Origin of the sequence: Hazenella coriacea (assembly GCF_004341825.1) — a bacterium.
In the GTDB taxonomy this organism is placed as follows: Bacteria; Bacillota; Bacilli; order Thermoactinomycetales; family Thermoactinomycetaceae; genus Hazenella; species Hazenella coriacea.
The window spans coordinates 54,622-80,116 of the sequence record NZ_SMAG01000011.1 but is presented as its reverse complement, the minus strand read 5'-3'; the positions used below and the strand labels follow the sequence as shown (position 1 = coordinate 80,116).

At 39.0% G+C, this 25,495-nt stretch carries 24 protein-coding genes; 1 reads left to right on the top strand and 23 read right to left on the bottom strand.

Going from position 1 to position 25,495, the window contains the following annotated elements:
* Together EDD58_RS14075 and EDD58_RS14070 are read right to left on the bottom strand one after the other, a co-directional pair.
* Positions 1 to 510 (bottom strand): RNA-guided endonuclease TnpB family protein (locus tag EDD58_RS14075; protein ID WP_243648754.1); only part of this gene is annotated, 510 nt, incomplete at its 3' end.
* Positions 511 to 1,065: 555 nt separating this feature from the next.
* Positions 1,066 to 1,806 carry an MBL fold metallo-hydrolase gene (locus EDD58_RS14070; RefSeq protein WP_131926651.1) on the bottom strand — a complete coding sequence of 247 codons (741 nt, stop codon included), beginning with the start codon at positions 1,804 to 1,806 and terminating at the stop codon, positions 1,066 to 1,068.
* A gap of 360 nt (positions 1,807 to 2,166) precedes the next feature.
* Here EDD58_RS14070 and EDD58_RS14065 point away from each other — a divergent pair, with 360 nt between their 5' ends.
* Positions 2,167 to 2,760: a competence protein CoiA family protein gene (locus tag EDD58_RS14065; RefSeq protein ID WP_131926649.1), complete on the top strand. Its 594-nt coding sequence runs from the start codon at positions 2,167 to 2,169 to the stop codon at positions 2,758 to 2,760.
* A 535-nt stretch (positions 2,761 to 3,295) separates the two neighbouring features.
* Here the strand turns inward: EDD58_RS14065 and EDD58_RS14060 are convergent.
* From EDD58_RS14060 to EDD58_RS13965, 21 genes are all read right to left on the bottom strand, one after another.
* Positions 3,296 to 3,805, bottom strand: a complete 510-nt coding sequence (locus EDD58_RS14060) for an SRPBCC domain-containing protein (RefSeq protein ID WP_131926647.1) — start codon at positions 3,803 to 3,805, stop codon at positions 3,296 to 3,298.
* A 19-nt stretch (positions 3,806 to 3,824) separates the two neighbouring features.
* On the bottom strand, positions 3,825 to 4,154 hold the full coding sequence (locus EDD58_RS14055) for an ArsR/SmtB family transcription factor (protein WP_131926645.1): 330 nt from the start codon (positions 4,152 to 4,154) through the stop codon (positions 3,825 to 3,827).
* Positions 4,155 to 4,494: 340 nt separating this feature from the next.
* Positions 4,495 to 5,178 carry a tetratricopeptide repeat protein gene (locus tag EDD58_RS14050; protein WP_131926643.1) on the bottom strand — a complete coding sequence of 228 codons (684 nt, stop codon included), beginning with the start codon at positions 5,176 to 5,178 and terminating at the stop codon, positions 4,495 to 4,497.
* The gene (lanL, locus tag EDD58_RS14045; RefSeq protein ID WP_131926641.1) at positions 5,175 to 7,628 is read right to left on the bottom strand and encodes a class IV lanthionine synthetase LanL; all 2,454 of its coding nucleotides are present in this window, start codon (positions 7,626 to 7,628) and stop codon (positions 5,175 to 5,177) included. The genes EDD58_RS14050 and lanL overlap by 4 nt, the downstream gene beginning before the upstream one ends.
* A gap of 43 nt (positions 7,629 to 7,671) precedes the next feature.
* Entirely contained in the window at positions 7,672 to 7,806 is a 135-nt protein-coding gene (locus EDD58_RS15300) for a hypothetical protein (RefSeq protein WP_279389116.1), read from the bottom strand.
* A gap of 620 nt (positions 7,807 to 8,426) precedes the next feature.
* On the bottom strand, positions 8,427 to 9,659 hold the full coding sequence (locus EDD58_RS14040) for a cytochrome P450 family protein (protein WP_131926639.1): 1,233 nt from the start codon (positions 9,657 to 9,659) through the stop codon (positions 8,427 to 8,429).
* 122 nt (positions 9,660 to 9,781) lie between these two features.
* Positions 9,782 to 10,561, bottom strand: a complete 780-nt coding sequence (locus EDD58_RS14035; RefSeq protein ID WP_131926637.1) for a TolB-like translocation protein — start codon at positions 10,559 to 10,561, stop codon at positions 9,782 to 9,784.
* 402 nt (positions 10,562 to 10,963) lie between these two features.
* Positions 10,964 to 12,196 (bottom strand): serine/threonine transporter SstT, encoded by a 1,233-nt coding sequence (gene sstT / locus EDD58_RS14030; RefSeq protein WP_131926635.1) that lies wholly within the window; start codon positions 12,194 to 12,196, stop codon positions 10,964 to 10,966.
* 376 nt (positions 12,197 to 12,572) lie between these two features.
* Positions 12,573 to 13,415: a nucleotidyltransferase family protein gene (locus EDD58_RS14025; protein ID WP_131926633.1), complete on the bottom strand. Its 843-nt coding sequence runs from the start codon at positions 13,413 to 13,415 to the stop codon at positions 12,573 to 12,575.
* A 154-nt stretch (positions 13,416 to 13,569) separates the two neighbouring features.
* Positions 13,570 to 14,277 (bottom strand): PIG-L family deacetylase, encoded by a 708-nt coding sequence (locus EDD58_RS14020; protein ID WP_131926631.1) that lies wholly within the window; start codon positions 14,275 to 14,277, stop codon positions 13,570 to 13,572.
* Between the two features lie 326 nt (positions 14,278 to 14,603).
* Positions 14,604 to 15,470 carry a 2-oxoacid:ferredoxin oxidoreductase subunit beta gene (locus EDD58_RS14015; protein WP_131926629.1) on the bottom strand — a complete coding sequence of 289 codons (867 nt, stop codon included), beginning with the start codon at positions 15,468 to 15,470 and terminating at the stop codon, positions 14,604 to 14,606.
* Positions 15,457 to 17,217 (bottom strand): 2-oxoacid:acceptor oxidoreductase subunit alpha, encoded by a 1,761-nt coding sequence (locus tag EDD58_RS14010; RefSeq protein ID WP_131926627.1) that lies wholly within the window; start codon positions 17,215 to 17,217, stop codon positions 15,457 to 15,459. The genes EDD58_RS14015 and EDD58_RS14010 overlap by 14 nt, the downstream gene beginning before the upstream one ends.
* Before the next feature lie 244 nt (positions 17,218 to 17,461).
* Positions 17,462 to 18,427, bottom strand: coding sequence for a dipeptidase (locus EDD58_RS14005; protein ID WP_131926625.1), 966 nt, complete (start codon positions 18,425 to 18,427; stop codon positions 17,462 to 17,464).
* A gap of 71 nt (positions 18,428 to 18,498) precedes the next feature.
* On the bottom strand, positions 18,499 to 18,759 hold the full coding sequence (locus tag EDD58_RS14000; protein WP_022737614.1) for a stage V sporulation protein S: 261 nt from the start codon (positions 18,757 to 18,759) through the stop codon (positions 18,499 to 18,501).
* A 118-nt stretch (positions 18,760 to 18,877) separates the two neighbouring features.
* Positions 18,878 to 19,675, bottom strand: coding sequence for a TIGR00282 family metallophosphoesterase (locus EDD58_RS13995; RefSeq protein WP_131926623.1), 798 nt, complete (start codon positions 19,673 to 19,675; stop codon positions 18,878 to 18,880).
* A gap of 53 nt (positions 19,676 to 19,728) precedes the next feature.
* Entirely contained in the window at positions 19,729 to 21,270 is a 1,542-nt protein-coding gene (gene rny, locus EDD58_RS13990; protein WP_131926621.1) for a ribonuclease Y, read from the bottom strand.
* A gap of 208 nt (positions 21,271 to 21,478) precedes the next feature.
* The gene (locus tag EDD58_RS13985) at positions 21,479 to 22,153 is read right to left on the bottom strand and encodes an ATP-binding protein (RefSeq protein WP_131926619.1); all 675 of its coding nucleotides are present in this window, start codon (positions 22,151 to 22,153) and stop codon (positions 21,479 to 21,481) included.
* Position 22,154: 1 nt separating this feature from the next.
* Positions 22,155 to 22,400, bottom strand: coding sequence for a hypothetical protein (locus EDD58_RS13980; protein ID WP_131926617.1), 246 nt, complete (start codon positions 22,398 to 22,400; stop codon positions 22,155 to 22,157).
* A complete protein-coding gene (locus EDD58_RS13975) occupies positions 22,366 to 23,850 on the bottom strand; it encodes an AAA family ATPase (RefSeq protein ID WP_165875986.1) in 1,485 nt (494 codons plus the stop codon). Before EDD58_RS13975 ends, EDD58_RS13980 begins: the two co-directional genes overlap by 35 nt.
* Positions 23,847 to 24,830, bottom strand: a complete 984-nt coding sequence (locus tag EDD58_RS13970) for a metallophosphoesterase family protein (protein WP_131926613.1) — start codon at positions 24,828 to 24,830, stop codon at positions 23,847 to 23,849. The genes EDD58_RS13975 and EDD58_RS13970 overlap by 4 nt, the downstream gene beginning before the upstream one ends.
* Positions 24,830 to 25,489: a RecX family transcriptional regulator gene (locus EDD58_RS13965; RefSeq protein ID WP_131926611.1), complete on the bottom strand. Its 660-nt coding sequence runs from the start codon at positions 25,487 to 25,489 to the stop codon at positions 24,830 to 24,832. Before EDD58_RS13965 ends, EDD58_RS13970 begins: the two co-directional genes overlap by 1 nt.
* Positions 25,490 to 25,495: the final 6 nt, after the last annotated feature.

Here is a 25,495-nt window from a genome sequence, read left to right as displayed (position 1 = left end):
TGACGGGTTGCGGCGGATCGTAGCAGAAAGAATTTTTCCTTCTACTTCTCTAGACTTGGCGAACTTCACCCAGCCTAACTTTGGGAGCTTGATTCGGTTATTTTTCACCTCTATATTTTTGTTGACACATTGGCTCGTATAGGATTGGACTCGATTTCGCTTGCTCTTAAAATGGGGTGGATCGTTCTGTTTCTTGAAAAATCGTTTGAATGCATCATCCACATTTCTGAGTGATCTTTGCAAGGAGGTCGCGTCTACTTCCTTTAGCCATTCCAACTCTTTTTTCAACACGATCAGTTGTTTCGAACAAGCGTTGTACGTTAAACCCTTTTTCTTTGTTTCATAGGCTTCATTCCATTTATCCAAAAAGTGATTGAACACAAAACGACTACAACCGATGGACTTATTCATGAGTGTTGCTTGTTTTTTTGTTGGGTACAGACGAAATTTGTAGGCCTGATGCACTTGCTTTTCACCTCCTTGCGTAACATCATAACTAGAAGCACACATGTTCGCAAGGAGAGATTTCATCTAGCACGAAAAAGATTTCACACCCTACTAGACGGAGAAGTGATTCTACAGCTAATATGTAAGAAGTCAGAGAGAACACTCACACTAGTAAGATGATGGAATGCTTCCTGAAACCATACTTTAAAGAGTTGTCTGACTTACGAGAGGGTTAGAACCCTCCCCCGTCCGACGCCCCCATTCATCCCCCACTTATAGAAGGTGAGGGTCTTCTTGGCAATTTATGATAAAAAAACACAAAAACCACTCCCACTCTAATTAGTGAGCCAGATCTTTGTGTCCAACTTCTTATCCTTTAAAACAGGCACCCAACTCTTTGGAAATCCAACCTAATACGTTGATTTCATTAATAAGATTTAAAATTAACCATGGCAACAATCCAAATCGAGTAGGTGCACCAGATCGCCTCACAAGTCAGATACCCCAATCATCGATCTAGATCCTAATAGGTTTAAAAACATTAAAAAAGAAGTTAGTTGAATTATACCTAATTCTGTCCATTTAATAAACTATCCAATCAGAATAAAAAAGAATCTATCATAAATGAATAGTTAATCCAGAATGAGCTACCATCGTTTCTCTTGAAAATTGACCCGAAGCTTCACTCCGAAGATCTTCAGGAGCATAATCCGGATAAAGATGGGTCAATAACAATCGTTTTGCCCCTATTTTTTCAGCTACTTGACCTGCCATTTGAGCTGAACAATGTCCTTTCTCTTCGGGTGGTAAGTCTCGGTGGAGATAACTCGCTTCACAGATCAATAGATCCGGATCCTTCCCCATCGATTCCCAATCCGTTTGTGGACCTGCATCTGCTCCATATAATAACGTATGTTTTCCATCTTGGATTTTCATAGCATAACAAGGAATCGAGTGCTGTGTTCGGTAAAATGTAACTGTGACACGATCACTAAGGGAAACTACTTGTCCTTGTCTGATTATATGTTTCTCTATATATGAGCCATAACTTAAGGGAGCATACCAATGCGAAGGCTGATCAGGTGTCCATACTGGTAATGGATGTTGACGATTTTTTTGTATATGTGAAATCATAATCGCATATTGGAGTACGAAAAAATCAGATATATGATCGTGATGTAGGTGGGAAAGTAAAACTACATCCACCTCATACGGTCGTATGTATCGAGCCAACTTAGATAATGTTCCACTTCCACAATCGATCAGAATTCGCTTCCCATCCACTTCTAACAAATAGCCTGGGGTTGCTCCATCAGCTGCTGGGAAAGGAGAATGACATCCAAGTACTGTTAACTTCATTTATTATTCCTCCATTAATTGAAAGTAATTGATTTCATCGACTCTACCATTCTTAGGGAATAAAAAAGCGCTCTACTAGATATTTATAGTTTTCTTCGTCTTGATTTGAAAGGTTCCCTCTATATTATATTTATCATTCCCTAACGTATTGCCGCACATGTCAGATTATTTTTCAATTTAGTTTATTCATTTTGATAAAGTAGACATTACACCATTTTTTAATTAAAAATCCGAACTATTACGTTTAAATTGTTTCATAAATAAAAATAAACATTTGAAAAAGGAGTGATTTGACTTCACCTATTTTGCAAAAGGAGTTATAATATTTAAAAATAGTATGAAAATATAAGAGGGATCACTATGAAAATCAGATCAAAATTTCGTCAACAGTATCGACTCATCCCTTATGGTTTACGCTCTGATCAATCTATTGTCTTGCCTGAAGAAGCCCGTCCAGGAATGCCCTACAAATGTCCTGAGTGCGAAGAAAGGTTGATCCTACGCACCAGTAAGCTAAAAAAACTTTATTTTGCTCACTCACAGAAAGGAATGTGCGACTTAAATCAGTCACCTATTGCTTTGGCCAAACATGTTCTTCATTTAACCTTTAAAGAGTGGCTCGAAGGAAAGGGAGTTCCGATTGAAGTCCAAACATTATGTAGCCCACGCCATGAACTCCCTCGAACTCAAATCCACAAAGTCAAATTAGAAAATCGCCCCCAAACTAACGAGGAGAAATCTTTCCCACACCTCTATCTTTTAAAACAAAATGGTGATCTTTTTCTAAGCATCAAACTATATTACGAAAAACCCCTGCCAAACGACAGCAAAGATTCCACTCTAAAACTATCTGCAGAAGAAGTATTAACCAATCCCTATCTATTATCATCACTTAACCCACATTCATTAACAAGCTTCTTGCAACCTGACTATATTCAACTGAGCCTATTTTAACCCTAAAACATTTTTGGATATAAAGCACTTTCAATAGATAAATGAAACAAGTGTTATTAAATAATAATTAAGTCTATATATGAATGGAGTTATTACAAAATATTCAAACATAGGGGAAAAGGCTTAGTGACCAAGCTAAGAATGAAAACTACAAAAAGACTAACTTTTAATCCCTCTAAGGATTTAAGTTAGTTTTTTTGTGAGCTTAATGAATGTTCAATTGACTATGAGAATCTAATAAAATTAGCAAAATAGGTTTAATCATGTACAAATACTCTCCTAGATTATTCATTTACTCTTAACGAAGAAGAGAAACGTGATTAGGTGGTTCTCAGAGTGCTCACTGTGAACCAAAAAATAAAAACCTAGTTAGGATTATTAAGTCTGGAGAAATTCCACTAATACAGGGTGATAACTTCTGAGGCAACGTTGTGGCGCTGACTTTGTAGAGTGCGATCATGCGCATGAGTGAGGTGATCCATGACTGTTTTCGCAGAGTCATGGAAACCTGTAACGTTACTTGATAGGGAAGTAGTTATTGAAGAGATTGTAGATGCTCTGCGAGGCGATCCCAAGTTTCAGTAATTCCCTGCTCCATCCCCATATCTAAGACGGTTTTGAGAGCTTCAGCGGAAGCGTATTGAGTCCGGCAGACGAGCTTCGTCTTACCTTCGTGCTCTACAAAAGTCATTGTAATCTCACACTCGGGCATCCCCTCCACTTCATTACATTCGGCATCAGAGAAGGAGTCAACGTAGGCGATCTTCTCCGCCTCTACGATTTCCTTGTAAATCGCTTTTCCCCAAGATTCGTTTCCGTAAAAATCCCCTTGATTCTCATCGATGCACTTCATACAGTAATGCCAGATGCCGCCTGGACGAAAATCTATATTGCAAACCGTAAGTGTCCAACCACGAGGCCCCCACCAGTGCTTCAGATGCTCTGCCTCGGAGAATGCTTTGAAAACCAGCTCACGTGGTGCATCAAAAACACGCTCCAGAATTAGTTCCCGGCCCTCTACTTTAGAAATCATTTTGTTTGACATTGAAAATCCCTCCTGAAATTTAGTTTCTAATTTTGTTTTTTGATTGTAGCTCTTGTAGGTAATTCTCCAAATTATCGAATCGTTCCTCCCAAACACCGCGGTAGGCTTCAAGCCCAGCGTCCAGTGCTTGGAACGGCTCCAATCGGAGCTTGTAGTTCCGGCGATTACCAATAGCCTGTACTTCGACTAGTCCAGCCTCCAACAGGATACGTAGATGTTTCGAGGCTTGAGGCTGGCGAAGTTGAAGTCGATCAGCGATTTTCCCTACGCTCAAGGGACCGCTGAGCAAGAGCTCCACAATGCGAAAGCGGTTGGGTTCGGCGAGTGCACTAAATATCGTGATGTCCATGGTTCAGATGTCCTTTAATAAATCGATTTTTTATATAAAATATAGCTTGTTCCATTTCCCGGTTCCAGTTAGATTAGATCACCTTGGTTTTCGTTCGCTAGTTACCCTGCTCACATTTATAATATTCCTCTAGAGGAATATTCATCCCAAGGAATATAATAAAACATTTTTAGCTGTGTGCCCAAATAAGCTTTGATTCATAATAGAAGTAGTTCCGCATTTCGGAATGTAAGTATAAGTTTTTTTGGATGATTCAATCATTCTAAGCACTATCTTTTCAAGAGAGCACTCTGATATTTTTGTATATAAAATTTAAAGTCCAAGTGATCGCATTCCTGCATTAGACCTTACTCTTCTTGAATTCTTCTACAGATTGTAAAGCTTTATGAACTAAAGTAATATCACTTGGGTTACCTGTTTGTTTGGCATAGTAAAGAGCTTTCTGATAAAAATATTGAGCGTTGTTATACTCAGATAGCCTCTTTCGATAAACATCACCTATATGTAGAGCTGTTAATACTCGTTGTTGCCAAACTTCTGGTGTCTCAGGAAGACGTGAGAGAGAAAGGAATGCCTGTTGTTCCAATTCTAGTGCTTCATCGAATCGATCCTCAAAATAGGATAAAAGGGCTAACCCATTTAGTATAGCAGCACCAATAGTAGAATATTCTACATTCGCCTGTTTAAGCTCAGTTAATGCTATATGATAGTGTTCACGTGCTAATTCAAAGAAGACACTTTTTCGGGTTCGAGTAAGCAGTTGCCCGAATTCATAATGAATTCGAGCCCTTTCAAAAAGGTCAGTAAGACCTCTTAATCCCTCCTTGATAAGTTCCAACACTTCTGAGAATATAGTACTTGGTACAAAAGCAAGAGCAAAGCCCAGGTTTATTGCAGCTCGAGCCACAATCGATGGATCTGATGACCTCTGATATAGTGTAGTATAATGATTAACGAGATTGTCAACAGTCTCCTTATCAACGGAGGGATCTAGTCTTAAATCCACAACATCCCAAGCTTTCATGATTTCACCTCTATCAATCTTTTAAGAGTATCAGGATTACTAAGCCGTAAAAAGAAAGCAGCTACCCCCGTGTACCCAGTCATTAATTCTGGAGAGAACGTTTTTCCATCCTCGCCTGGCCAGAGAATCACATTGTCCTTATAAACAGACATTGCCTCTAAAATTCTTGCAAGTTCATGAGCACGATCAAGCCAAATGGACTCTCCGCTTGCTTGATAAAGATCTAGTAAAAACTCAGCATTACCAGCTATACCATGACACTGAACAGTTGGACCACCACGACTTCCATTATATGTAGCAAGACCTGCTCGTTCTGCCGCATCAGCATAAACAGAGTTACCAAGCTCACTGTAAGCTCGTAAGAAGAAGATTCCAACTCCAGAAGCTCCATGACACCAGTGCGGCCAAATAGTCGGATCCTTCGCAGTACGTGGCCAAGACCATCCACTACATTGAGGGAGTGATTCAGCCGCAACTAACAAATCTTGTGCAATTTTTACGACATTAGTATAGAATCGTTCTTCACCTGTAGCCTTATAAAGCTCAAGCAAAAAATAGCCAATTCCAGCAATACCGTGCGCAAAACCATAGTAAGAAGTGTCAGATATTCTAGAAAGTAACCAATCACCTGTAGCCTCTGCTCTCCCTATCTCACCCACTAAAAGGTATGAGAGCCCTATTCCTGCTGCGCCATGAGTGATGTCAACACCCGGTAAAGGTAGGGACGCAACTTGCTCAGTCACCATTTTTGCTTCTTCTTTCCATCCTAAACGCCAAAGAAACCAAGCTACTCCTGCATCTCCAAAGTAAAGACCAGGGTGACGCAAATGTTTCGCAGATTTTAACCGATTAAGGATCCAATGACCTGTAGATTCTGCTGTTTCCCTATAGTGATTTAAACCAGTAATACTATGCAATTCTGTTAGAAAAAGGCCAATTCCAGCTCCACCATTATGTAGGTTGGTAGGTACAGTGTTTTCATAACTTGCTGACCAAGGTCGATCTGGAGCATTAGGATTCATAATGTGACAGAGGTGATCACCAATACCTTGTGCCAATACTAGAAAATGATCAGAGTCGGGCAATGTTACATTTCCGAGTAAAGATCTTAATTCTTCCACTTTGGTGTATTGGTGAGAAAGACAGCCTGAGATCAAGTCTACTAAGGTGTCAGGAGTTTCAGGGCGCAGTCGACGAAGCAACTCTATCAGTCGAGGTATAAGCGGACGGTGATCGTCAGGAAGATATGGATCATGACCAGTAATGATCAGAAAAAGTGTCGCTCCAAAGCTATACAAATCCTCCGTCACACTTGGTGCGCTTGAATATACATTCTGGCCGTACCCAGGTGTGTAAACGTAGAAAGGATGATCAGATATTTCTCGTCCCCAAGCCCCCTCTAGATCAACTAATCGTAGACCATTTGTTGTGTAAATTAAATTATTAGGAGTAAAGTCCCTTAATAAAAAATCCTTTTTATGAAAAAAACCAAGGATCTCTAGCATTTCTTTACCCAATTCAACTACTTGTTTAATAGAAAAATATGTTCCTTTATTATGTAAATCTATAACATAATTACGTAAAGAGTTGCCTTCTATACGCTCTAAAACAGCATATAGATTACCTTCTTGTTCAAAGAAATCGTATACTTTTGGAAGCCAAGGGCATGATGAAAATTTTTTCAAAAGTTCGATCTCATAGCAAAGTCGATCACGGACGTCACGACTATACTTATCAGTTCCTATATGCCTTCGAGCTTCCTTGATGACTACTTGTAAACCAGATTGTATATCTGCAGCTAAATATATACCACCACGACTAGCTTGGCGCAGACAGTCAAATACACGATAACGTTGACCGATTGGTCCTGGTTCTGGAGTGTATGGTAAGCCTACCCCAGACTTTACAAATGGGTTATCATGAATCCATTCAGGTAGTTCAAACCAAGGATGACGTAAATCTGGTATCAGATGTCCATCTGGGTGAAATAGACCAGGCTTTACTATACCATCTGTATCAATTAAGTAAAAAGGAGCAAAGGCACCAAATCGGTAATGAACTAAGCTATTTGGGTGCAATGGTTGATCAGAAGGAATACGAGGACCTTCCAGTCCGCGAGTCACCTGATCCAATTCAAGGGCAACGGAAATTGCTTCTTCTTCGTTTGGTGGATAAATCGTTATAAACTTACCTACTTGACTACGTTCACTATGAACATCGTTGAGTCTATCCAGTTCAGCAAGACTAGCTGCCACTTTAAAAGTGTGATTAACACGTTTAAGAACTGGTAAAACACTCTGAAGAACAGCTAAAGCTGAGTCGGTAGTAGCTGAAATATGTAGTTTCCACCCTTGGCGTGGGTATGTACTTTTATCTGAAGATACAAAGATCCATGGATCATCGAATTGCACTGGCATGTCAGCAAGAGCTTCCTTAATAGGATTTTTCATATAAACACCTTCTCTTGAAACTAGGGCAGGGAACAGTCAAATCTTACACCTCAGCTGCTAGAGTTTTTCCGCCGCAAGTATGAGTACAAAGTGTACAACCTGAGCCAGAAGCAAGAAGTTCTTCGACAGTCATTTTAGACAAATCTTCAACAGAAGTTACTTCCTTCTTTTCAACCATAAATCCACCTCCTCTACACAACGATCTAAGTAATCAAAATGAGCGATGATCCTGCCCCAGCTTTTAAAAATTCGCTCTTATATATATTCTCCTATGTTAAGCGTAATATACATTTATATTAAGGATTGGAAGTGGTACCGTACCGAAATTAGATCCTTCTAGAAACGGTTTGATAATATTATTCCAAAAGTATATTTGCGTTATGCACACTACTGAAGCCCTAAAAAAGAAGTGATCATTGACTGTATGCTCCAGTTAGTTTTATATAAGACAAAATTCCAAAGGCAGACAAACTCATCTTTAATAAACAGCATCAGATTTATGTTTGGACTTCCAGTTCACAGATGCTTCAATTATTTCCTTCTAGAATTACTCTAAAGTACTTACATTCATCAAGTAAGTATAAGGGAAAACATAGAGTTAGGTTTTGTAGTTTATTCAAGTTTTTTCAATACGAGAGTCCTTCCCTGAAAATTTTGATACCACTCACTTTTCCAGTAGAATAAAAGAAAAGAGTTAGTTTTCTTCAATAAAAAACCACCTCTTAATAAAGAAGTGGTCAAAGCTCCTATTTCTAGTTGCTGTCTATAATTATTCTTAAATCAAGTTAACCAATCACACTAAAAAACAACCGGTAGTTCTACTAACGAGCGCATTAAATAAGCGGGACGCCATTCTAATGAATGACGATCTACATTCAAAGATAAGTCAGGCATCCGACTTAATAACGTTTGGATGGCAATTTGCCCCTCGAGTCGAGCTAATGGTGCACCCAAACAATAATGAATCCCCATACCAAAAGCAATATGACGATTATTTTTTCGAGTAATATCAAAGCGATTGGCTTCCTTAAACTGTACCTCATCTCGGTTGGCCGAAGCTAAAGCAACTACTACAATTTCACCTTTACGAATGAGCTTATCGTGTAACAAGATATCCTCGTTAGCCCAACGATTCGTAGCTAGCTCTACAGGTCCATAATAACGTAACATTTCTTCAATTGCTGATGGGATCAATTCTGGATTGCTCTTCAGTTGCTCCATTTGTTCTGGATGTTCAAGCAAAGCCAATACACCATTACTTATTAAATTAACTGTTGTTTCATGCCCAGCAACAATGAGTAGGAAAATCATTGAGTATAATTCTTCTTTTGTAAGTTTGTCACCATCAGCTTCTGCTTGGATTAAAGCACTAACTAGATCATCTTTAGGATTTTGTCTTTTCTCTTTAACAAGATCCTTAATATATTGAATAAAAGCAATATATTGTGGTGCAAACTGCTTCACTTTTTCTGGCTGATTTGAAGATTCAACTAACGCATTAGACCATTCTCTAAAAAGAACATGATCTTTTGCTGGTACGCCTAGCATTTCACAAATCACATTAATAGGTAACGGAAAGGCAAAATCATCAACAAGATTCATCTTACCTTGATCTTGAACTTTATCAAGTAAAGTATTGGTTATCTCTTGAATCTGTCCCCTTAGCCCTTCGATCGTCTTTGGGGTAAAGGCTTTATGAGCCAAATTACGTAAGCGAGTATGATCAGGGAAATCTGAAGCCAACATATGACTAAACAACGAACGGTTCTCCATATTAGGAAATAGTTTCGTTAATTGTTCAGATTCATAAACTTTTTTTGGATCTTTAATAAATCGATAATCCTTGAGTACCGCATTCGCATCTTCATAGCGTGTAATCAACCAAGCAGTCTGACCATTAGGAAGAATAAAATGATATACAGGATCCTTCATCCGTAGCTCCTCATAAAAAGGATAAGCATTCTTTTTAAATTCAGATGAAAACAAATCCAGTCGAGGTATTTCTTGATTCTCATTTGTTTGTATAGACATCTTCAATACTCCTCTCACTTTTCCCTAACAGAGTGACTAATCAGTTAATTCTATTTTCTCATTACTTGACTGAATCATCAATAATATCATCTATAATTATTTACAAATAACTTGATAGACTCTTACAAGAGGAGAAAATGGTTTATATAACCATCTTCTTTATACCAAATCTTTGATATCTCTTTAGTCTCCATATTATAACCGTAGATAGCTCTAACTTTTATCTCTCGTCCTCCTTGATCTGTGATCCATTTGAAAGGCTTAGGGGTAGCTATAAAGTATATATTCTTTTCGTCGGGAGAGTATTGGGCCAGATTTAGCTTTGAAAAAGAAGTAGAATCAGATAACAGTGGCGTATATTTACCACTCTTTAGATTCAGTCGGTACATCGTTTTTTTGGCATCTTGGGTAAACTCACCACTTGCAGTGAATAGGATATTCGTCCCTTTAGGAGAAATCGATATATCTTGGATGAACTTCTTGATAGTGCTAATTTGTTTTGACTTTTTACTATCAATGGTGATCAAATTAATCTGTTTGGTGGAAGGTTCTAATGGTGTTTGTGTTTCATTTGCTCTTGATACCTTTTCATAATCTTCTTTTACAGATTTGGTTAATGTGGCAATCTGGTTATGAAACGCATTGTAATCAAAATAAACAATACTTTGGTCATCTTCAGAAGGATTCCAAACAGCCGTTTGATGTGTATTTAGATCAAATGTGCCCAGATGGAAGTTTCGATGTCCTGGTAATAAAACTCTCATATACACTTTATCATTCTTTTGATCGAATCTTAATGTATCAACATTGAGAAATTCCTTTGTTAATTGTGTTCTTTTATTAGTAACCCTATCAAATTGAAATAATTGTGTATGCCCTTTTGGGTCTTTGGTAGTAAACAAGAGAGTATTTTTCCCCTCGATCCATAGAGCAGAGAAGGATAATCTGTTATCTGTTTCTTATACAATAAGGTCGGAATACCTTGTCTAGGGGCATCCAAGTAATAATGAGTCGATAAATTTTCGTCCGTAAAAACGACTAACATCTTAGAACCATCGGAGAATACTGTACTATTTGTAAAAGTCTCTTTTAAAAAAGTTCTTGCTCCAAAAGCAGCTCCGATCAACAAAACAAAGCTTATAACTACAATACCTATGTTTCTTTTCTGAACCACCACAATACCCCCATATGAAAAAAGAAGTAAAGAGAGTTAATCTCCATACTTCTATAGCATGTCCTAATTTCATACGTGTAGTATCCTGATACTAACCTGAACATTGTAAAAAAGGGGACGCTCCATGATGTTAAGAGTGGATATTCATTTTTTTCCCTTCTTTACGCCATTCTTTAAATTCAGCTGTTGCTGTGAAAAGTACGTCTGTGGATGAGTTAAGTGCCGTTTCAAAAGAGTCTTGTAAAACACCTATGATAAAGCCTACTCCAACTACCTGCATAGCAACATCAGGTGAGATTCCAAATAAACTACATGCTAGAGGAATCAGCAATAAAGAACCACCAGCAACCCCCGAGGCACCACAAGCGCATACAGCTGACAATACGCTGAGGATAATTGCTGTAGGGAAGTCCACTTGAATACCAAGTGTATGAACCGCTGCAAGTGTCAAAACAGAAATAGTAACAGCGGCACCACCCATATTGATGGTTGCACCTAATGGAATGGATACTGAATAACTATCCTTATTTAAACCTAGATTTTCACATAATCTCATATTTACAGGAATATTCGCAGCTGAGCTACGTGCAAAGAATGCTGTAATACCACTTTCCTTTAAGCACTTAAAAACAAGCGGGAAAGGATTTTGACGTATAAATATGAACACAATGATTGGATTGACAACCAGTGCCACAAAGACCATACAACCAATCAAAACCGCAAGTAATTTTCCATAGCTTAGTAATGCCCCAATTCCATTTGTAGTAATAGACTCAACTACTAGACCCATGATTCCTAATGGCGCAAACTTAATAATCCATGTAACTATTTTAGATACACCGTCTGAAAAATCAGAAATCATCATTTTTGTCGTATCAGAGGCATTTCGTAAAACCAAACCAAGAAGGATCGCCCAAGCTAAAATACCGATATAGTTCGCATTATAAATTGCTTTAACTGGGTTATCGACAATGTTCAGCAGTAATGATTTGAGAACCTCAACAACACCGCCAGGAGCAGTCACACCTTCAGCGCCCTGTGCAAGTGTTAAACTTACAGGAAAAATAAAGCTTACAACAACGGCGGTTAATCCAGCTAAAAAGGTTCCTAAAAGGTATAGGAAGATAATAGATTTCATATTTGTCCGTTGACCATTCTTGTGTTGAGCGATGGCCGACATAACCAAGAAAAGTACCAACACAGGTGCAATTGCTTTCAAAGCACCTACAAATAAAGTGCCTAACATTACAACAGGTTTTGCTACTTCTGGGATTGTCAAAGATAAAATAATTCCAATAATCAAGCCCACAATAATTTGTTTTACCAAACTTACTTGACTCCACTTTTTCAGTATACTGTTCATAGATGTTCCCCCATTCGTTTAAGATAAATTTGTAACATTGCTACTATGAGCTATTCATTTCTCACAACCCTACAATCAAATTTAAAATTAAGTCTATTACAAATAGCTTCGATTGAAAAATAGAAATCATTTGGATAGCCATTTTCATCACATACCACTCGATAAAGACAACTATCTTTCTATTAAGTAGTATTATAACGGATTATTTTTATATATCACAATACTACTTACCTTATTTTAAAAAAATTTAATTTTCAATACAAAAAAACTGTGAGAAAGACTAAACAATACAAATCGACAATCTCTTCATGAACAATGGCTACAAAGCAATTTATAACTCCCTGGAACTAAAAAAGAATTAATTCTAATAAAATCTTCATAATTTTATTTTTGGCTCTCTCTTCGGATTATGAGTTTGTAACCATTTTTCTGCTTTGTCCATTATCCAAATCCCAAAGTCATTGATAAAATCTAATATAAAATCAGGTTTTGTAGTGGGCTCAATCGCATATTCAAGAGCCTTTCTCATACGAGGTTCTTCCTGTGGAAAATGTTTTGAGAACAACTGATAGGCGGGATACAAGTCCCTCGTGTAAAGGTTCTCATCAATAATTACAAGGGCAAGACCTGCTCTGATTATAATCTTCATAATCCAACTGCAACAATCTTTAATATCTTCTGCACCCTCATTATTAATTAGGTCTGCCTTAGCCCTTTCTATTTGACTCTTCAAGTGAAAAAGATGCTCATTCGCTAACGCTTTATCTGCTTTATATTCAGGTAACATCTTTATTAAATCCTTACCATACACACATACGCTGTGAGTCTTTAACATAAAGGAAATGATTGAGAAATTTGAGATTTCTAATATATCTTCTACATGGTAGAAACTTAGTTCAATTCCATTTACACAACTGAAACTCCTATTCATTTCTTGCTCAGCTTGTTCAACCCAACTTAAATCTAACTCTTTTGGATTTTTATAGGTCATAGCAATTGTATCTAAATCTGAAATGCCTTTTATCGCTAAACCTCGCGGGACCGAACCCCTTATGTATATACTGTGAATATCACTTCCTAAATGTTTAAGATAATTTTTTATTACTTCCTGAAGGATTTCTAGATATTCTAAATCAATTTTATTTAAGGCTGCGTCATTGCTTATATATCCGCTTTTATCTGTTAAACAATAACGCCCAATATTTTTAATGAGTACCATTCTATATCCCCTTATATTTAGTTAAATAGGCTTTCTTCAACTAATCTGCCTTTATTTGCACAAGAAAACCAAACCCTACTCCTTATAGAATTAAAGGAATGGTTAATAAGAACAGGATAAGTTACATCTTTCCTTACATCCCAATTTTTAATGATTATTCATTGGGCTTATGAATTTTATTTTGCGGATTGACCAACATCTCTTGAAACTGTGCAGGTACTGAATGATAACCCACCGCAAATGCTCCAGCGACAGGGTTCCATGCTTCATAAACTCTTGCTGCCTTCTGAATCTTCTTCTTCTGGTCATCCGTGGCGGTATAAATAACTCCGGGTAGCGATTTTGCCCAGTCTGCACGGGCGATGAAGAAACGGGCGTCTAGGGTTTTCCCTTCATTGTAAAGTTCATTTAATGCTTGTCCAGCCCAAGCATGGGAGATCGATCCATCATGGTAACTCATCGTTTTATGACCACTTACGGGATACATGGCCATGTACTCCAACATCAATTGTTTCACACTATCTTTATTAAATGTTCCTTCTAAATCCAAAGGACAGATATGGATATTCTCTGGCTTGACTCCTAACTGACCGAGAGCTGATCGAAATTCATTGTTCCTCGCTTCAGTAAAGGCTGCATCATTGAGACGAGCATATCCCTCAAGATCTGGGTTGTGCGTTCCTCCCCAATACCCTGAGCTTAGTTCACCGTTAATGACTTTCTGGGCAACCGAACCTCTACCACTTGTATAAAGTACACAGATCACTTCTCGTCCAGCTCCCACATGTTTGATAATATCAATAGCCATGCTGAGAGTTTCATCATCTTGGTGTGGGATATAATAGATTGCTGGAATTGTCATTGATCATTTCCCCTTTTCTATTTGATTCATCATGATAAAATATGTAGCATTTCAGTAATGTCGATTCGGTAATATAGACCTTCACTATTGAGCATCGAAGCTCTATTTTCCCCCTCTATGAGCTTGTACCTTGCAAATAAATAATTGAATATATGGGAGATTACATCAATAAAAGTAGTTAGTTTGGGTTCTTTTTAATTATTCTTTCTATTTACAGTCCAATGATTTGATTAATAAGTGAAAAAATACTTCAATATCTCTATAATAACTTTATCATATAAAAAATAAAACTCCCTTTTACATTTAGAAGGGAGTTTTATCATAAGTTAAGCAAATTCAGCTACAAGCTTATTAAATTGTTCTTCAGTAATTTGTAGATCTTGCTTATTTAAAGGTGTTTCTTTAAAACCTTTGATAAGTTGTTCGTAAGATTTTCTTTCTTTATTTTGATAAATGATACCCGTAACAAGTCCTTGATTTTCCATCAATTTTTGCATAGCCATCGAGCGATTGGAAGAATCATAATCAGGATCATCCTCTAATTTTACAAGGTTCTCCTTAAACCAGTCATAGGTGTTTACTTTATTGTAAGTTACACAAGGGCTGTAAACGTTGATTAAAGAGAAGCCCTCATGTCTAATTCCCTCTTCAATGACATGAGTGAGTTGTTTTAAATCACTAGATACCGATTGAGCTACAAATCCTGCACCTACCGTTAAAGCCATTTCCATTGGATTAATTGCTTCTTCAATTGAGCCATTTGGAGTTGATTTCGTTTTAAAGCCCATTTGGCTACGTGGAGAAGTTTGTCCTTTGGTCAAACCATAAATTTGGTTATCCATAACGATATAAGTGATATTGACATTTCGGCGAATGGCATGAACGGTGTGTGCCATTCCAATCGCAAAACCATCTCCGTCCCCACCAGATGCAACAACAGTTAAATCGCGATTAGCCAGTTTGAGCCCTTGTGCAATTGGCAAAGAACGTCCATGAACTCCATGTAAACCATAAGCATTGACATATCCAGAAATCCGTCCAGAACAACCGATTCCAGAAACAATGGCTACATCATGTGGTTCTAAGCCTACATTTGCAAAAGCACGTTGCATGGCGGCCAACACGGAGAAGTCACCACAACCTGGGCACCAATTGGGTTTCACTTTGTTGCGGAAATCTTTAAATGTGGCCATGAACCAACAACTCCTTACATTGATTATAAATTTCAGATGGCAAGAATGGATTCCCATCATATTTATTGACTTGAACCACTTTTTCTGCCATACCTACATTCATTTTGATTAGATTAGCGATTTGTCCTGTAGCATTGTTTTCTACTACAACTACTTTTTTCGCTTTTTTCATTTGTTCTTCCATGATTTCAGTTGGGAATGGAAGAAGTTGACGAATATGCGCATGGTTCACTTTTAGACCATCAGCTTCTAAACGCCCCATCGCTTCATGAATCGTTCCACGAGTGGAGTTAAAGCCTACAATTAATAAGTCAGCCTCATCATGTTTCGCATCCAAATAGACTGGGGTATCAAAGTCAATACCGTTAGCCACTTTAGAGAGGCGTTTATTCATCATTTGAACCCGGTTGATTGGGCTCTCAGATGGACGACCTGTTTGATCATGTTCAACACCAGTTACATGGTGGATTCCACCTTTTTTACCTGGTAGAACACGACGAGAAATCCCATCATCACTAAGTTCATAGCGTGGGAATAGCTGAGAATCTTCTAATTCTGGTAGCTCTTCATCTTCAGAGACTAATTTTCCACGTTTAATCTCGATCCGATCATATTCTAGTGGTTCCACTGTTTGTTTACCGAGGGAAAGCGCTAAATCCGTTATCAAGATGACAGGGCATTGATATTGTTCAGCCAAGTTAAACGCTTGAATCGTGTCATAGAAACATTCTTCAGCCGTACTTGGTGCAATAACAATTTTAGGAATCTCACCATGAGTGCTGTACAACATAGCTAAGACGTCACTTTGTTCTTGCTTGGTTGGGAGACCTGTACTTGGACCTCCACGCTGGGTATTCACAATGACTGCTGGTTGTTCTGTCATTCCTGCCAAGCCAATCGCTTCAGTCATCAATGAGAGTCCAGGTCCAGAAGAAGCTGTTAAGGCACGAACTCCCCCATAGTTAGCTCCAATGGTCATCGTAATCGCCGAGATTTCGTCTTCTGTTTGAACAACCGTTCCGCCAAATTCAGGTAGCTTGCGAATCAAGTACTCCATAATTTCCGAGGATGGAGTAATTGGATAAGCGGCCATCAACCGTGCACCTGCAGCCACTGCCCCTAATGCAATTGCGTCATTTCCGATCATATATAGACGTTTTTGACCATCTGAAGGCTCAATGATAAAATCAACAATCGGTTCATCGAGCTCAGCGCTCACAAATTCAACACCTCTTGAGATCGCTTCCATATTTTTGTCGACAACTTTTTGTCCTTTTTTCAAAAAGCGCTCTTCCATTACTTCTCGGAACGCTTCAACAGGAAGACCTAAGAGTGCAATGGAAGCTCCAACAGCAACCATGTTTTTCATTTGAGCCATGCCAACTTCTTCAGCAATTTTCGTAAATGGTACTGCGAGAAGATGGGCACTAATTCCTTCAGGTACAGATGGATTAAATTTAGCATCTGCGATGATCACACCATGAGGCACTAACTCATGTGCGTTTAGATCGATTGTTTCTTGGTCAAATGCAACAAGGATATCTAGCTCGTCAGATATAGAGCCAGTTGGGCTTGTGCTAATTCGGATTTTGGTGTTGGAGTGTCCACCTTTAATCCGAGATGAAAAGTGTCTGTATCCATAAAGATAGTATCCTTTTCGATTTAAAGCGGTAGATAAAATTTCTCCAGCACTATCAATACCTTCCCCTTGCTGTCCGCCAACTTTCCAGGAAAGCTGCTTGATCATGAACTCATCTCCTTTAAACTCCCACACAAAACTCACGCAATTGGTTAAAATAGTATATCGGCTCTTCACAAAAAGTGAAGGAAAGTTTCATTTTTGTGGCTGAGTCGATAGTGCACTATCAACTATTAATTCTAGTCCTCTAAGTTTTAAAAAGCAACCGTTATAACAGCTCAATCCGTTGGATATCACCTTCTCAGACTTGATTATTTCCCTTTATAAAAAGTTAGCCTATTTTGTGACGCATTTAGTCGCTTTTTGACATGAGGTGTTTTGCATAAAAGGAGCACGCATTTTTCCAAGCCCACTTTTGAACCAATGATTCTGGATACCTCTGTAAAAGTGCTTCCTTTAGGTTCTGTACCTGCCTCACATTTTCTAAGCCAACGATTTTAACATCAATACCGTCGAAATCAGAGCCAAAACAAAGCTGATTCTCTCCCCCTAGTTCACATATATACTCTACATGACGTAGTAAATGTGCAATCGTTACTTTGGAATTACCTTGATGAACAAATGGAGGATAATAAGTGAGCCCGATTAAACCTTGTTTCTCTATTATAGCCCTTATCTGTGAATCATCTAGGTTCCTTTTATGTTGGCAAATGGTTAAACTATTGGAATGAGAGGCGATTACTGGTAATTGATCAACATCCACGACCTCCCAGAAACCACGGACGGACAAGTGAGAGACATCTAAGATCATCTGAAATCTCATCATCTCCTCAACTACTTGTCGTCCAAATCGAGTTAATCCACCCCCACGGTCTTCTTCAATTCCATCCGCCACTTCATTGGCGTAGTTCCAAGTCAAGCCAATCTGTCTGACTCCCAGACGGTAAAAAGTCCGTAAATTAGAGAGCTCTCCTTGAAGGGCATCAGCTCCTTCCATCGCTAATAGGGCTCCCATCCGTTGAGGAGAGCATTCATGAATATCTTCTCTAGTGGTAACAGGAAATAGTTTTTCACCATCACGAATGATATGTTCATAAAAATCATCGATCTGAGCGAGTGCTGTAGCGAAGCGTTGACCTACTGCTACTTTCGTAGGGACAAAAGTGGCGAATACTTGTAAAACTTGATGAATTTCTTTCATATAATGCTCGTTTACATCTAGCGAAGAATGGAGATCATAAAAGTCTCTATTTTCATTTTGAAATCTTGAATCCCATCTTCTCCACAGTACATCACAATGTCCATCAAACCAGTACATGATTCTCTCCCCCAATAAAAGAAAAACCTGTCTATATAATAAACAGGTTTAAAAATATATGATCCTCTTTTTTAACGAGGTTCTACGATCAACTTGATAGCTGTTCGTTCTTCACCATCGATGACGATATCGGTAAAGGCCGGGATGCAAATCAAGTCGATCCCGCTTGGCGCAACAAATCCTCGTGCGATCGCGACAGCCTTGACAGCTTGATTTAGTGCTCCTGCACCGATCGCCTGCATCTCTGCTTGACCACGTTCCCGCAAGACTCCGGCTAGTGCACCTGCAACAGAATTCGGATTAGATTTTGCTGAAACTTTTAATACTTCCATGAAGGTACCTCCTCGATGGTTGGAGTGAGTCCACTTTTATCCTATTCGACCAACTTATAAAAATTCCTTCTACTTTTCAAAGACACGAATGAAAAATTTGAAAGAAAATTATATACAATTAACCAAACAAAGGATTCTCTTCATCAATTCGAATTCTTTTCACCTGTTTTGCTTTTTTAGTTTGTTTATCAAGTTCAATGAAAACGGCATTAAATTGAACTCTGCCTTTAGCCACCTCAAATCGAACGGGTAATTGGGTTAAATAGCGTCTGATCACCGCTTCTCGATCCATCCCAATCATTCCATCATAGGGACCAACCATCCCCACATCGCTCATATAAGCCGTTCCCTTTGGAAGAATCCGTTCATCAGCGGTTTGGACATGTGTATGTGTCCCCACTACGGCTGAAACACGTCCATCCAAATACCAAGCTAAGGCTTGCTTTTCTGAAGTTGTTTCCGCATGCATATCCACTAGAACCGCTGATGAACGTGGGATCTTATCTAAGATCTGATCCACCGTACGAAAAGGGCAATCGAGTAGCGAAGACATAAACGTTCTTCCCATGACATTGATGACTGTCATCTTTCCGGCAGGTGTTTGAATCACTGTGTACCCTTTGCCTGGTGTATCTTCAGGAAAATTAGCCGGGCGAATCAATTTAGCTTCCTCATCGATGAAATCAAATATTTCTTGTTGTCCCCAAGCGTGATTTCCTAAGGTAATACAGTCAACACCTGCTAAAAAAAGCTCTTGGACAATTGCACGTTGAATTCCTCTCCCATTATTGGCTGCATTTTCGCCATTGGCAATCACTACATCAGGTGTGTAGATCTTTTTTATTTGTGAGAGATAAGCAGACAAGGCTTCTCTTCCAGGAACACCGACAATGTCCCCAATCATCAATATTCTCATTATTTGTGTTGGCCTCCAACCTACTTAAAAAAATAAAGTGGCCTAAGACCACTTTATTTGGCATACTCTACCGATCTTGTTTCTCGAATGACTGTTACTTTGATGTGTCCAGGATAATCTAACTGATTTTGAATTTGCTTGGTGATTTCACGTGCAAGACGACTTGATTCTGCATCGTCGACTTCATCTGGCTTGACGATAATTCTACATTCACGCCCAGCTTGAATGGCATATGATTTCTCCACACCATCAAAGGATTCACATATTTCTTCTAGCTTTTCTAACCGTTTAATATAAGCTTCCAGTGTTTCACGACGAGCTCCAGGTCTAGCTGCAGATAATGCATCAGCTGCCCGTACCAAGACAGCGATAACACTGGTTGCTTCCACATCTCCATGGTGAGAAGCAATTGAATTGATTACAACTGGATGTTCTTTATATTTTTTGGCTAGTTCTACACCGATATCTACATGTGAGCCTTCTATTTCATGGTCGATTGCTTTACCAATATCATGGAGCAATCCTGCCCGCTTGGCTAAGTGTATATCTTCTCCCAATTCAGATGCTAATAGACCGGCAAGATGGGCGACTTCCATGGAATGCTTCAAGACATTTTGTCCATAACTAGTACGGAATTTTAAACGCCCAACTATTTTTATTAAATCCGGATGTAGCCCATGTACTCCTGATTCAAATGTTGCTTGTTCTCCATACTCACGAATCCGTTCATCTACATCCCGTCTTGACTTATCAACCATTTCCTCAATGCGGGCGGGGTGAATACGTCCATCAGCAACTAATTTCTCAAGCGCAACACGAGCCACTTCACGGCGAATCGGGTCAAATCCTGATAAAATGACTGCTTCTGGTGTGTCATCAATGATGAGGTCAATCCCTGTCAGCGTTTCCAAGGTGCGTATATTGCGACCTTCTCTACCAATGATTCGCCCTTTCATCTCATCATTAGGTAAAGTAACGACAGATACCGTCGTTTCTGCGACGTGATCAGCTGCACAGCGTTGGATCGCTAGAGACAAGATATTACGTGCTCGCTTGTCCCCTTCCTCAATAGCTTGCTGCTCCATCTCTTTAATAATCTGCGCTGTCTCGTGTCGCATTTCACTTTCAACTTTGCTAAGAATCAGCTGTTTTGCTTCTTCTGTAGATAAACCAGAAATCCGTTCCATCTCTTTCGTCTGTTCCTGGTATAGCTGATCCACTAGCTGTTGTTTCTGTTCAATTTGTCGTTCTCGCTGATTAAGGGCTTCATCCTTTTTTTCTTGAGATTGTTGTTTCCGTTCAAGTGTTTCTTCTTTTTGACCTAAACGCCGCTCAACCCGTTGCAGTTCATTTCTTTGCTCACGGATTTCTTTTTCAGATTCGTTACGAAGATGATGAATTTCATCTTTGGCTTCAAAGACTTTTTCTTTCTTTAGCGCTTCCGCATCTTTATTTGCTTTTTCCAAAATGGCAGATGCTTCTTTCTCAGCGCTTCCAATTCGAGCTTCTGCTGTTGTCTTACGCAACCAGTATCCAGCACCGATACCAATTCCCAGAGAGGCAAACAGCAGAATGATGTGGGGTAACTCAAACATCGATCATGCTCACCTCCTCTGTTCCTTTATTCAAAAACAAGACCGATTCACTCGGTCCTCTCTCGTTCATCCTTCAGTTTTGCTATACCAGGTGAAGGCTGGAGAATTCCAGCTAAAACATATTTTCTCTTCAGTGTCACATTAACTAAATATGGAACCAGAGGTATCAGAGCATATAAAACGCAGAGATACAGTACAATTGTATTATTTATACAAACCGATTGTCAAGATGACGAGAAATCAGTACTTCTGACTTTCCACTTGCCAAACGTACAAAATAAGCAGTGTCTGCTGATTCAGTTAAATGCGTATTATGTGTGACAAGAATAATTTGTCTTCCAAATGTTTCAGCGACAGATTTTAAAAATTGGATCATCGGAACAATATAATCTTCACTTACATGCTTACCAGGTTCATCTAAAATAATCGGACCTTGCAGGCGAGGTTGAATAGTTTCGATCAAAGCAATCCGTAAAGCTAGTGAGACAATATCTACGATTCCACCCCCCCGTGAATCTTGAGGTTTATTTTTAATCGTTTGTCCTTCCCATTCTGAAACTACATAAAACTCTGCGGTTGGATTCCCTCCATGATCCGACAAATCGATTTCAAAACGAAACATAGGACCAAACACATATTGCAATGCATTCGTTACTAAAGTTTCCAATTGTTGCTTCGCCTGAGTTCGTGCGTGATCCGCAGAGTGTTGAAACAAAAGTCGTACTTTATCCAATAATTCTCGGTGTTCATTCAAGTTTTTCCATTTCTCTTCATTCAGCGAAAGTTGTTCTTGATAAAGATCTCTGGTTATTTTTTTACGATCTAATTCACTTTTTGCCTCTTTTAACGCCTGACCTAGTTCATGAAACGGTTCGCTACCCATTCTACTTTCTCAACTCCTGAGGAAGTAAACTCCAAGCCTCTTTCAATTCTTCTTGAATCTCTTTTTCAAGACGTTCGATCTCTTCTTGAAGTTGATCTGGTTCCACTCCCAATTCTTGCGCTTCTTTAATCAGCTCTGCTTCTTGATTGTGTAAACCTTCTAACCTAGTTTCCGCTTTGACTAAATCGCTTTTTGCCTTTTCAAGTTGGGTTCTAATTTTTTTGATTTTCTCTTCCAGCTGCAGCATAGTGAATCCCTCCACGATATTCTTCCATGATATGTTCCGCGACTGAAGAATGGATCGGTGAACCACAGGTTGGACATTTGCCCATTTTTTTAAGCAGTCTTGCCCATTCCTCAGTTAATTGAACGATTTGTTCAGTTTTATCACGACAAAACTGGTTTCCAATCTCTATCCTTTGGTGAATTTCCATTCGTTGATCATTGATCTTCCTTAATCGTAACCATTTTTTCCATTTATCTTCGATCTGAGGTATTTGAATAGCCAACTGAGGTACATCTTTTCTTTGCTCAAGCAGGTGAAGTAGGTTCTTTTTTTCTCTTTGCTGTTGTTCCCAACGATGGTGAAGAGTAGATAAACGTTGCAATTGATTTGCATTTTGTTGGATTGCTTGAATCATTTCCATCGATCGAGGAACTTCCAAATAAGATTGGATCATCTTTTTTAGCTGTTGTTGTAAATGAGTGAGTTCGCTCCAACGAGTATGAATCTGATGAGACCTATTCCATTTAGACCTTTTGGCTTCAATCTGGATAAGCAACTTTTCCACTTTGGGAAGATCCTTTGATTGACCAATTCGTTCTAGACAAATCTCCTTTTCTTGACTAATGAGAGTTTGTTTTTCTTGTAATCGTCGCATTTGACGGTATAGAGATTTTTTCAGTTCCAACATTTGTAGAAGTTGCTCTAGACGAGGAATGTGTTGTAAACGTTGAATCACTTGTTCCAAATGGTTCATTTCTTCCCGAACAACTCGTAACTCGATCAGTATCTTTTTCAGTTGATTGACTTTCTCTTTTTTATGAGTAGCTTGTGCAAATAATGCTTCTGTCTGAAGATAAGCTTCCTCCATCTTAGGAAGTTCCGCATAGGGTTCCAATTTTTCCTTTAGGTTTGCTATCTGCTGTTCAAGTTGCTTCGTTTCCATACCCATCTGCTGTCGGTCTGCACTTGTTTTTTTAAGGGCATTGTCAATCAGATGTGCACCACTGATCCTCCCGATGATTTTGGCTTTATTGCGATCAGATTCGGATAGCAAAAAAGGACTTTCCAGTTGTGTACCAAAGTGCAAAAAGATCTCTTTCTGATCCAGTTGGATGGGTTCAATATGATGAACTTGAATAATTTCTTGTGGAACCGTATTCCCAAACCCTTCAAACTGTTGCTCTTCTTGATCGGGTATTCGTAAAATATATCGATTCACTGATGAACTGCGAAGTCTTATCACTTCCGTCCCATCTGCAAAAATCAGGCTAACACGACATTGAGTAGCCCCTTTACGAATAAAATCAGTTCCTCGTGGTACATTGAATAAGACCCAACGAAGGGCTCGTAAAATAGCACTCTTTCCGCTGTCGGAAGGACCTACAAATACATTAAGTCCTGTCGAAAAATCAATCACTGTATGTTCGTGAGATTGAAAGTTTTCAATAATGAGTTTTTTAAACAGGTTCAAGATATGGTCTCCCCTTCTGCTTCCTGTTCAATTGCAATCCGCCGCTGCGCCTCAAATCGCACTTCGTCAGGCACTCCCTCCAGTCTAGAGATCTCATCGATAATCTCCAACACATCAATAGCCCGAAAATCGCCTGCTGAGCGAATTTGTTGTACAAATGAAGTTAACTTTTCTTGACGATAAGCTTCTTTTTCAATAGCGGTACGATCTAATACACTCTCCCCTTTTTCTGCACATTGAAGGGGAACCAGTTGGACCTGTATTTCATTCGTTAAGTCCAAGATGACAACTTGTGGAGTTCTTTTCATTTCAGAGACATGATTATTAATTCGAGCGATAGCTCCTGGGTTAATGATATATCTTCTGTTATGCTCTTGAACAGGAAAGCCGGCGTGATAATGACCTGTAAGTAGAATATCAACCGAATCGTTCCAAACTTGGTGGATCATCGTATGAGCCACACCATCTGGCAAAGCTCGATCTACAAGCATTCCATGCACCATATGAATACAATAGTTCGCTCCTATTTCATTATCAACCACATAGTCCTGTCTTACATCACGTTTATCGATATCATAGTGAAAGGGTTGTCCGCTTAGCTGTACAATGATCCCGTCTTTTTCTAGGCGAACTTTCTCTCCCTCTTGAATCAAAGATAGTGTACCAAACGCATCTAAAAGCCCTAGCATCGTCCGATCAACGGTCATTGGATTATGTCCATAGATATCATGATTCCCAGCAATCACATACATAGGAACTTGAAACCCGCGAAAAATGCGAGCGAATTCGCGTACAACTGCTGGTGATAAGCTAGGTCTGTCAAATAGATCGCCACCATGAAGGATATAATCAACTTGTTCACACTTGGCAATCTCAATAATTTCATTTAATTTATTGCGCAAAGTTTCTTGAAAGTCATCTGTACGACTACGAGGGGATGTCCCCCGAATATGTGTATCTGTAAAATAAAGAAATCGCATTAGAAATCTCCTCTTTTTTCTTGCTCATGACGCGATCGAAAAATAGTTAATATCGGGTACACAATCTCAGCCGAGTATCCTTGTCGTAGTAGATACTGACCTAGCCGTCGTTCCACCTTCGGCCACGAGTCCTGATAAATACGAAGATAGCGCCGTTCGGCAATTTTCATTGCCTGTTGGCGCTCCTCATCATTATCTGTATATGATAATGCCTCATCAATCCACTTCTCCGCAATTCCTTTTTTTAGCATTTCTTGCCGTAACCGGATTTGACCATGTCCTTTATGTGCACGTCGCTCTTCCACCCAAGAGCGGGCATACTGACGATCATCTAAATAACCTTGATCCTGAAAGTCTTGAATCACTTGTTCTGTATATTCGGTCGCAAAATCTTTCCCAGCAAGATACTGTTTCACTTCCCAGATGGTCCTCGGTTTATAGCTCAGATATCTCAAAGTAGCTTGGCGAACTTTTCCATATTCTTCAGAAGAGAGGATCTCTTGGATCTGTTGTGGATCGATGGGCATCCCTTTATACAGTCGATGCTTGACCAGTACATCTTCGTGAACAGAAAACTGCAACTCGTCATTCACATAAATCTGGTATCTTCGTGAATAAGTAGACTTTTTTTCGATGCGGGTGATCAACTGTGTTTCCATCTATAT

Bases quoted from the DNA above. Each gene is read 5' to 3' on its own strand.
- EDD58_RS14070 (WP_131926651.1), bottom strand. From the start codon at position 1,806: ATGAAGTTAACAGTACTTGGATGTCATTCTCCTTTCCCAGCAGCTGAT.
- EDD58_RS14065 (WP_131926649.1), top strand. From the start codon at position 2,167: ATGAAAATCAGATCAAAATTTCGTCAACAGTATCGACTCATCCCTTAT.
- EDD58_RS14060 (WP_131926647.1), bottom strand. From the start codon at position 3,805: ATGTCAAACAAAATGATTTCTAAAGTAGAGGGCCGGGAACTAATTCTG.
- EDD58_RS14055 (WP_131926645.1), bottom strand. From the start codon at position 4,154: ATGGACATCACGATATTTAGTGCACTCGCCGAACCCAACCGCTTTCGC.
- EDD58_RS14050 (WP_131926643.1), bottom strand. From the start codon at position 5,178: ATGAAAGCTTGGGATGTTGTGGATTTAAGACTAGATCCCTCCGTTGAT.
- lanL (WP_131926641.1), bottom strand. From the start codon at position 7,628: ATGAAAAATCCTATTAAGGAAGCTCTTGCTGACATGCCAGTGCAATTC.
- EDD58_RS15300 (WP_279389116.1), bottom strand. From the start codon at position 7,806: ATGGTTGAAAAGAAGGAAGTAACTTCTGTTGAAGATTTGTCTAAAATG.
- EDD58_RS14040 (WP_131926639.1), bottom strand. From the start codon at position 9,659: ATGTCTATACAAACAAATGAGAATCAAGAAATACCTCGACTGGATTTG.
- sstT (WP_131926635.1), bottom strand. From the start codon at position 12,196: ATGAACAGTATACTGAAAAAGTGGAGTCAAGTAAGTTTGGTAAAACAA.
- EDD58_RS14025 (WP_131926633.1), bottom strand. From the start codon at position 13,415: ATGGTACTCATTAAAAATATTGGGCGTTATTGTTTAACAGATAAAAGC.
- EDD58_RS14020 (WP_131926631.1), bottom strand. From the start codon at position 14,277: ATGACAATTCCAGCAATCTATTATATCCCACACCAAGATGATGAAACT.
- EDD58_RS14015 (WP_131926629.1), bottom strand. From the start codon at position 15,470: ATGGCCACATTTAAAGATTTCCGCAACAAAGTGAAACCCAATTGGTGC.
- EDD58_RS14010 (WP_131926627.1), bottom strand. From the start codon at position 17,217: ATGATCAAGCAGCTTTCCTGGAAAGTTGGCGGACAGCAAGGGGAAGGT.
- EDD58_RS14005 (WP_131926625.1), bottom strand. From the start codon at position 18,427: ATGTACTGGTTTGATGGACATTGTGATGTACTGTGGAGAAGATGGGAT.
- EDD58_RS14000 (WP_022737614.1), bottom strand. From the start codon at position 18,759: ATGGAAGTATTAAAAGTTTCAGCAAAATCTAATCCGAATTCTGTTGCA.
- EDD58_RS13995 (WP_131926623.1), bottom strand. From the start codon at position 19,675: ATGAGAATATTGATGATTGGGGACATTGTCGGTGTTCCTGGAAGAGAA.
- rny (WP_131926621.1), bottom strand. From the start codon at position 21,270: ATGTTTGAGTTACCCCACATCATTCTGCTGTTTGCCTCTCTGGGAATT.
- EDD58_RS13985 (WP_131926619.1), bottom strand. From the start codon at position 22,153: ATGGGTAGCGAACCGTTTCATGAACTAGGTCAGGCGTTAAAAGAGGCA.
- EDD58_RS13980 (WP_131926617.1), bottom strand. From the start codon at position 22,400: ATGCTGCAGCTGGAAGAGAAAATCAAAAAAATTAGAACCCAACTTGAA.
- EDD58_RS13970 (WP_131926613.1), bottom strand. From the start codon at position 24,830: ATGCGATTTCTTTATTTTACAGATACACATATTCGGGGGACATCCCCT.
- EDD58_RS13965 (WP_131926611.1), bottom strand. From the start codon at position 25,489: ATGGAAACACAGTTGATCACCCGCATCGAAAAAAAGTCTACTTATTCA.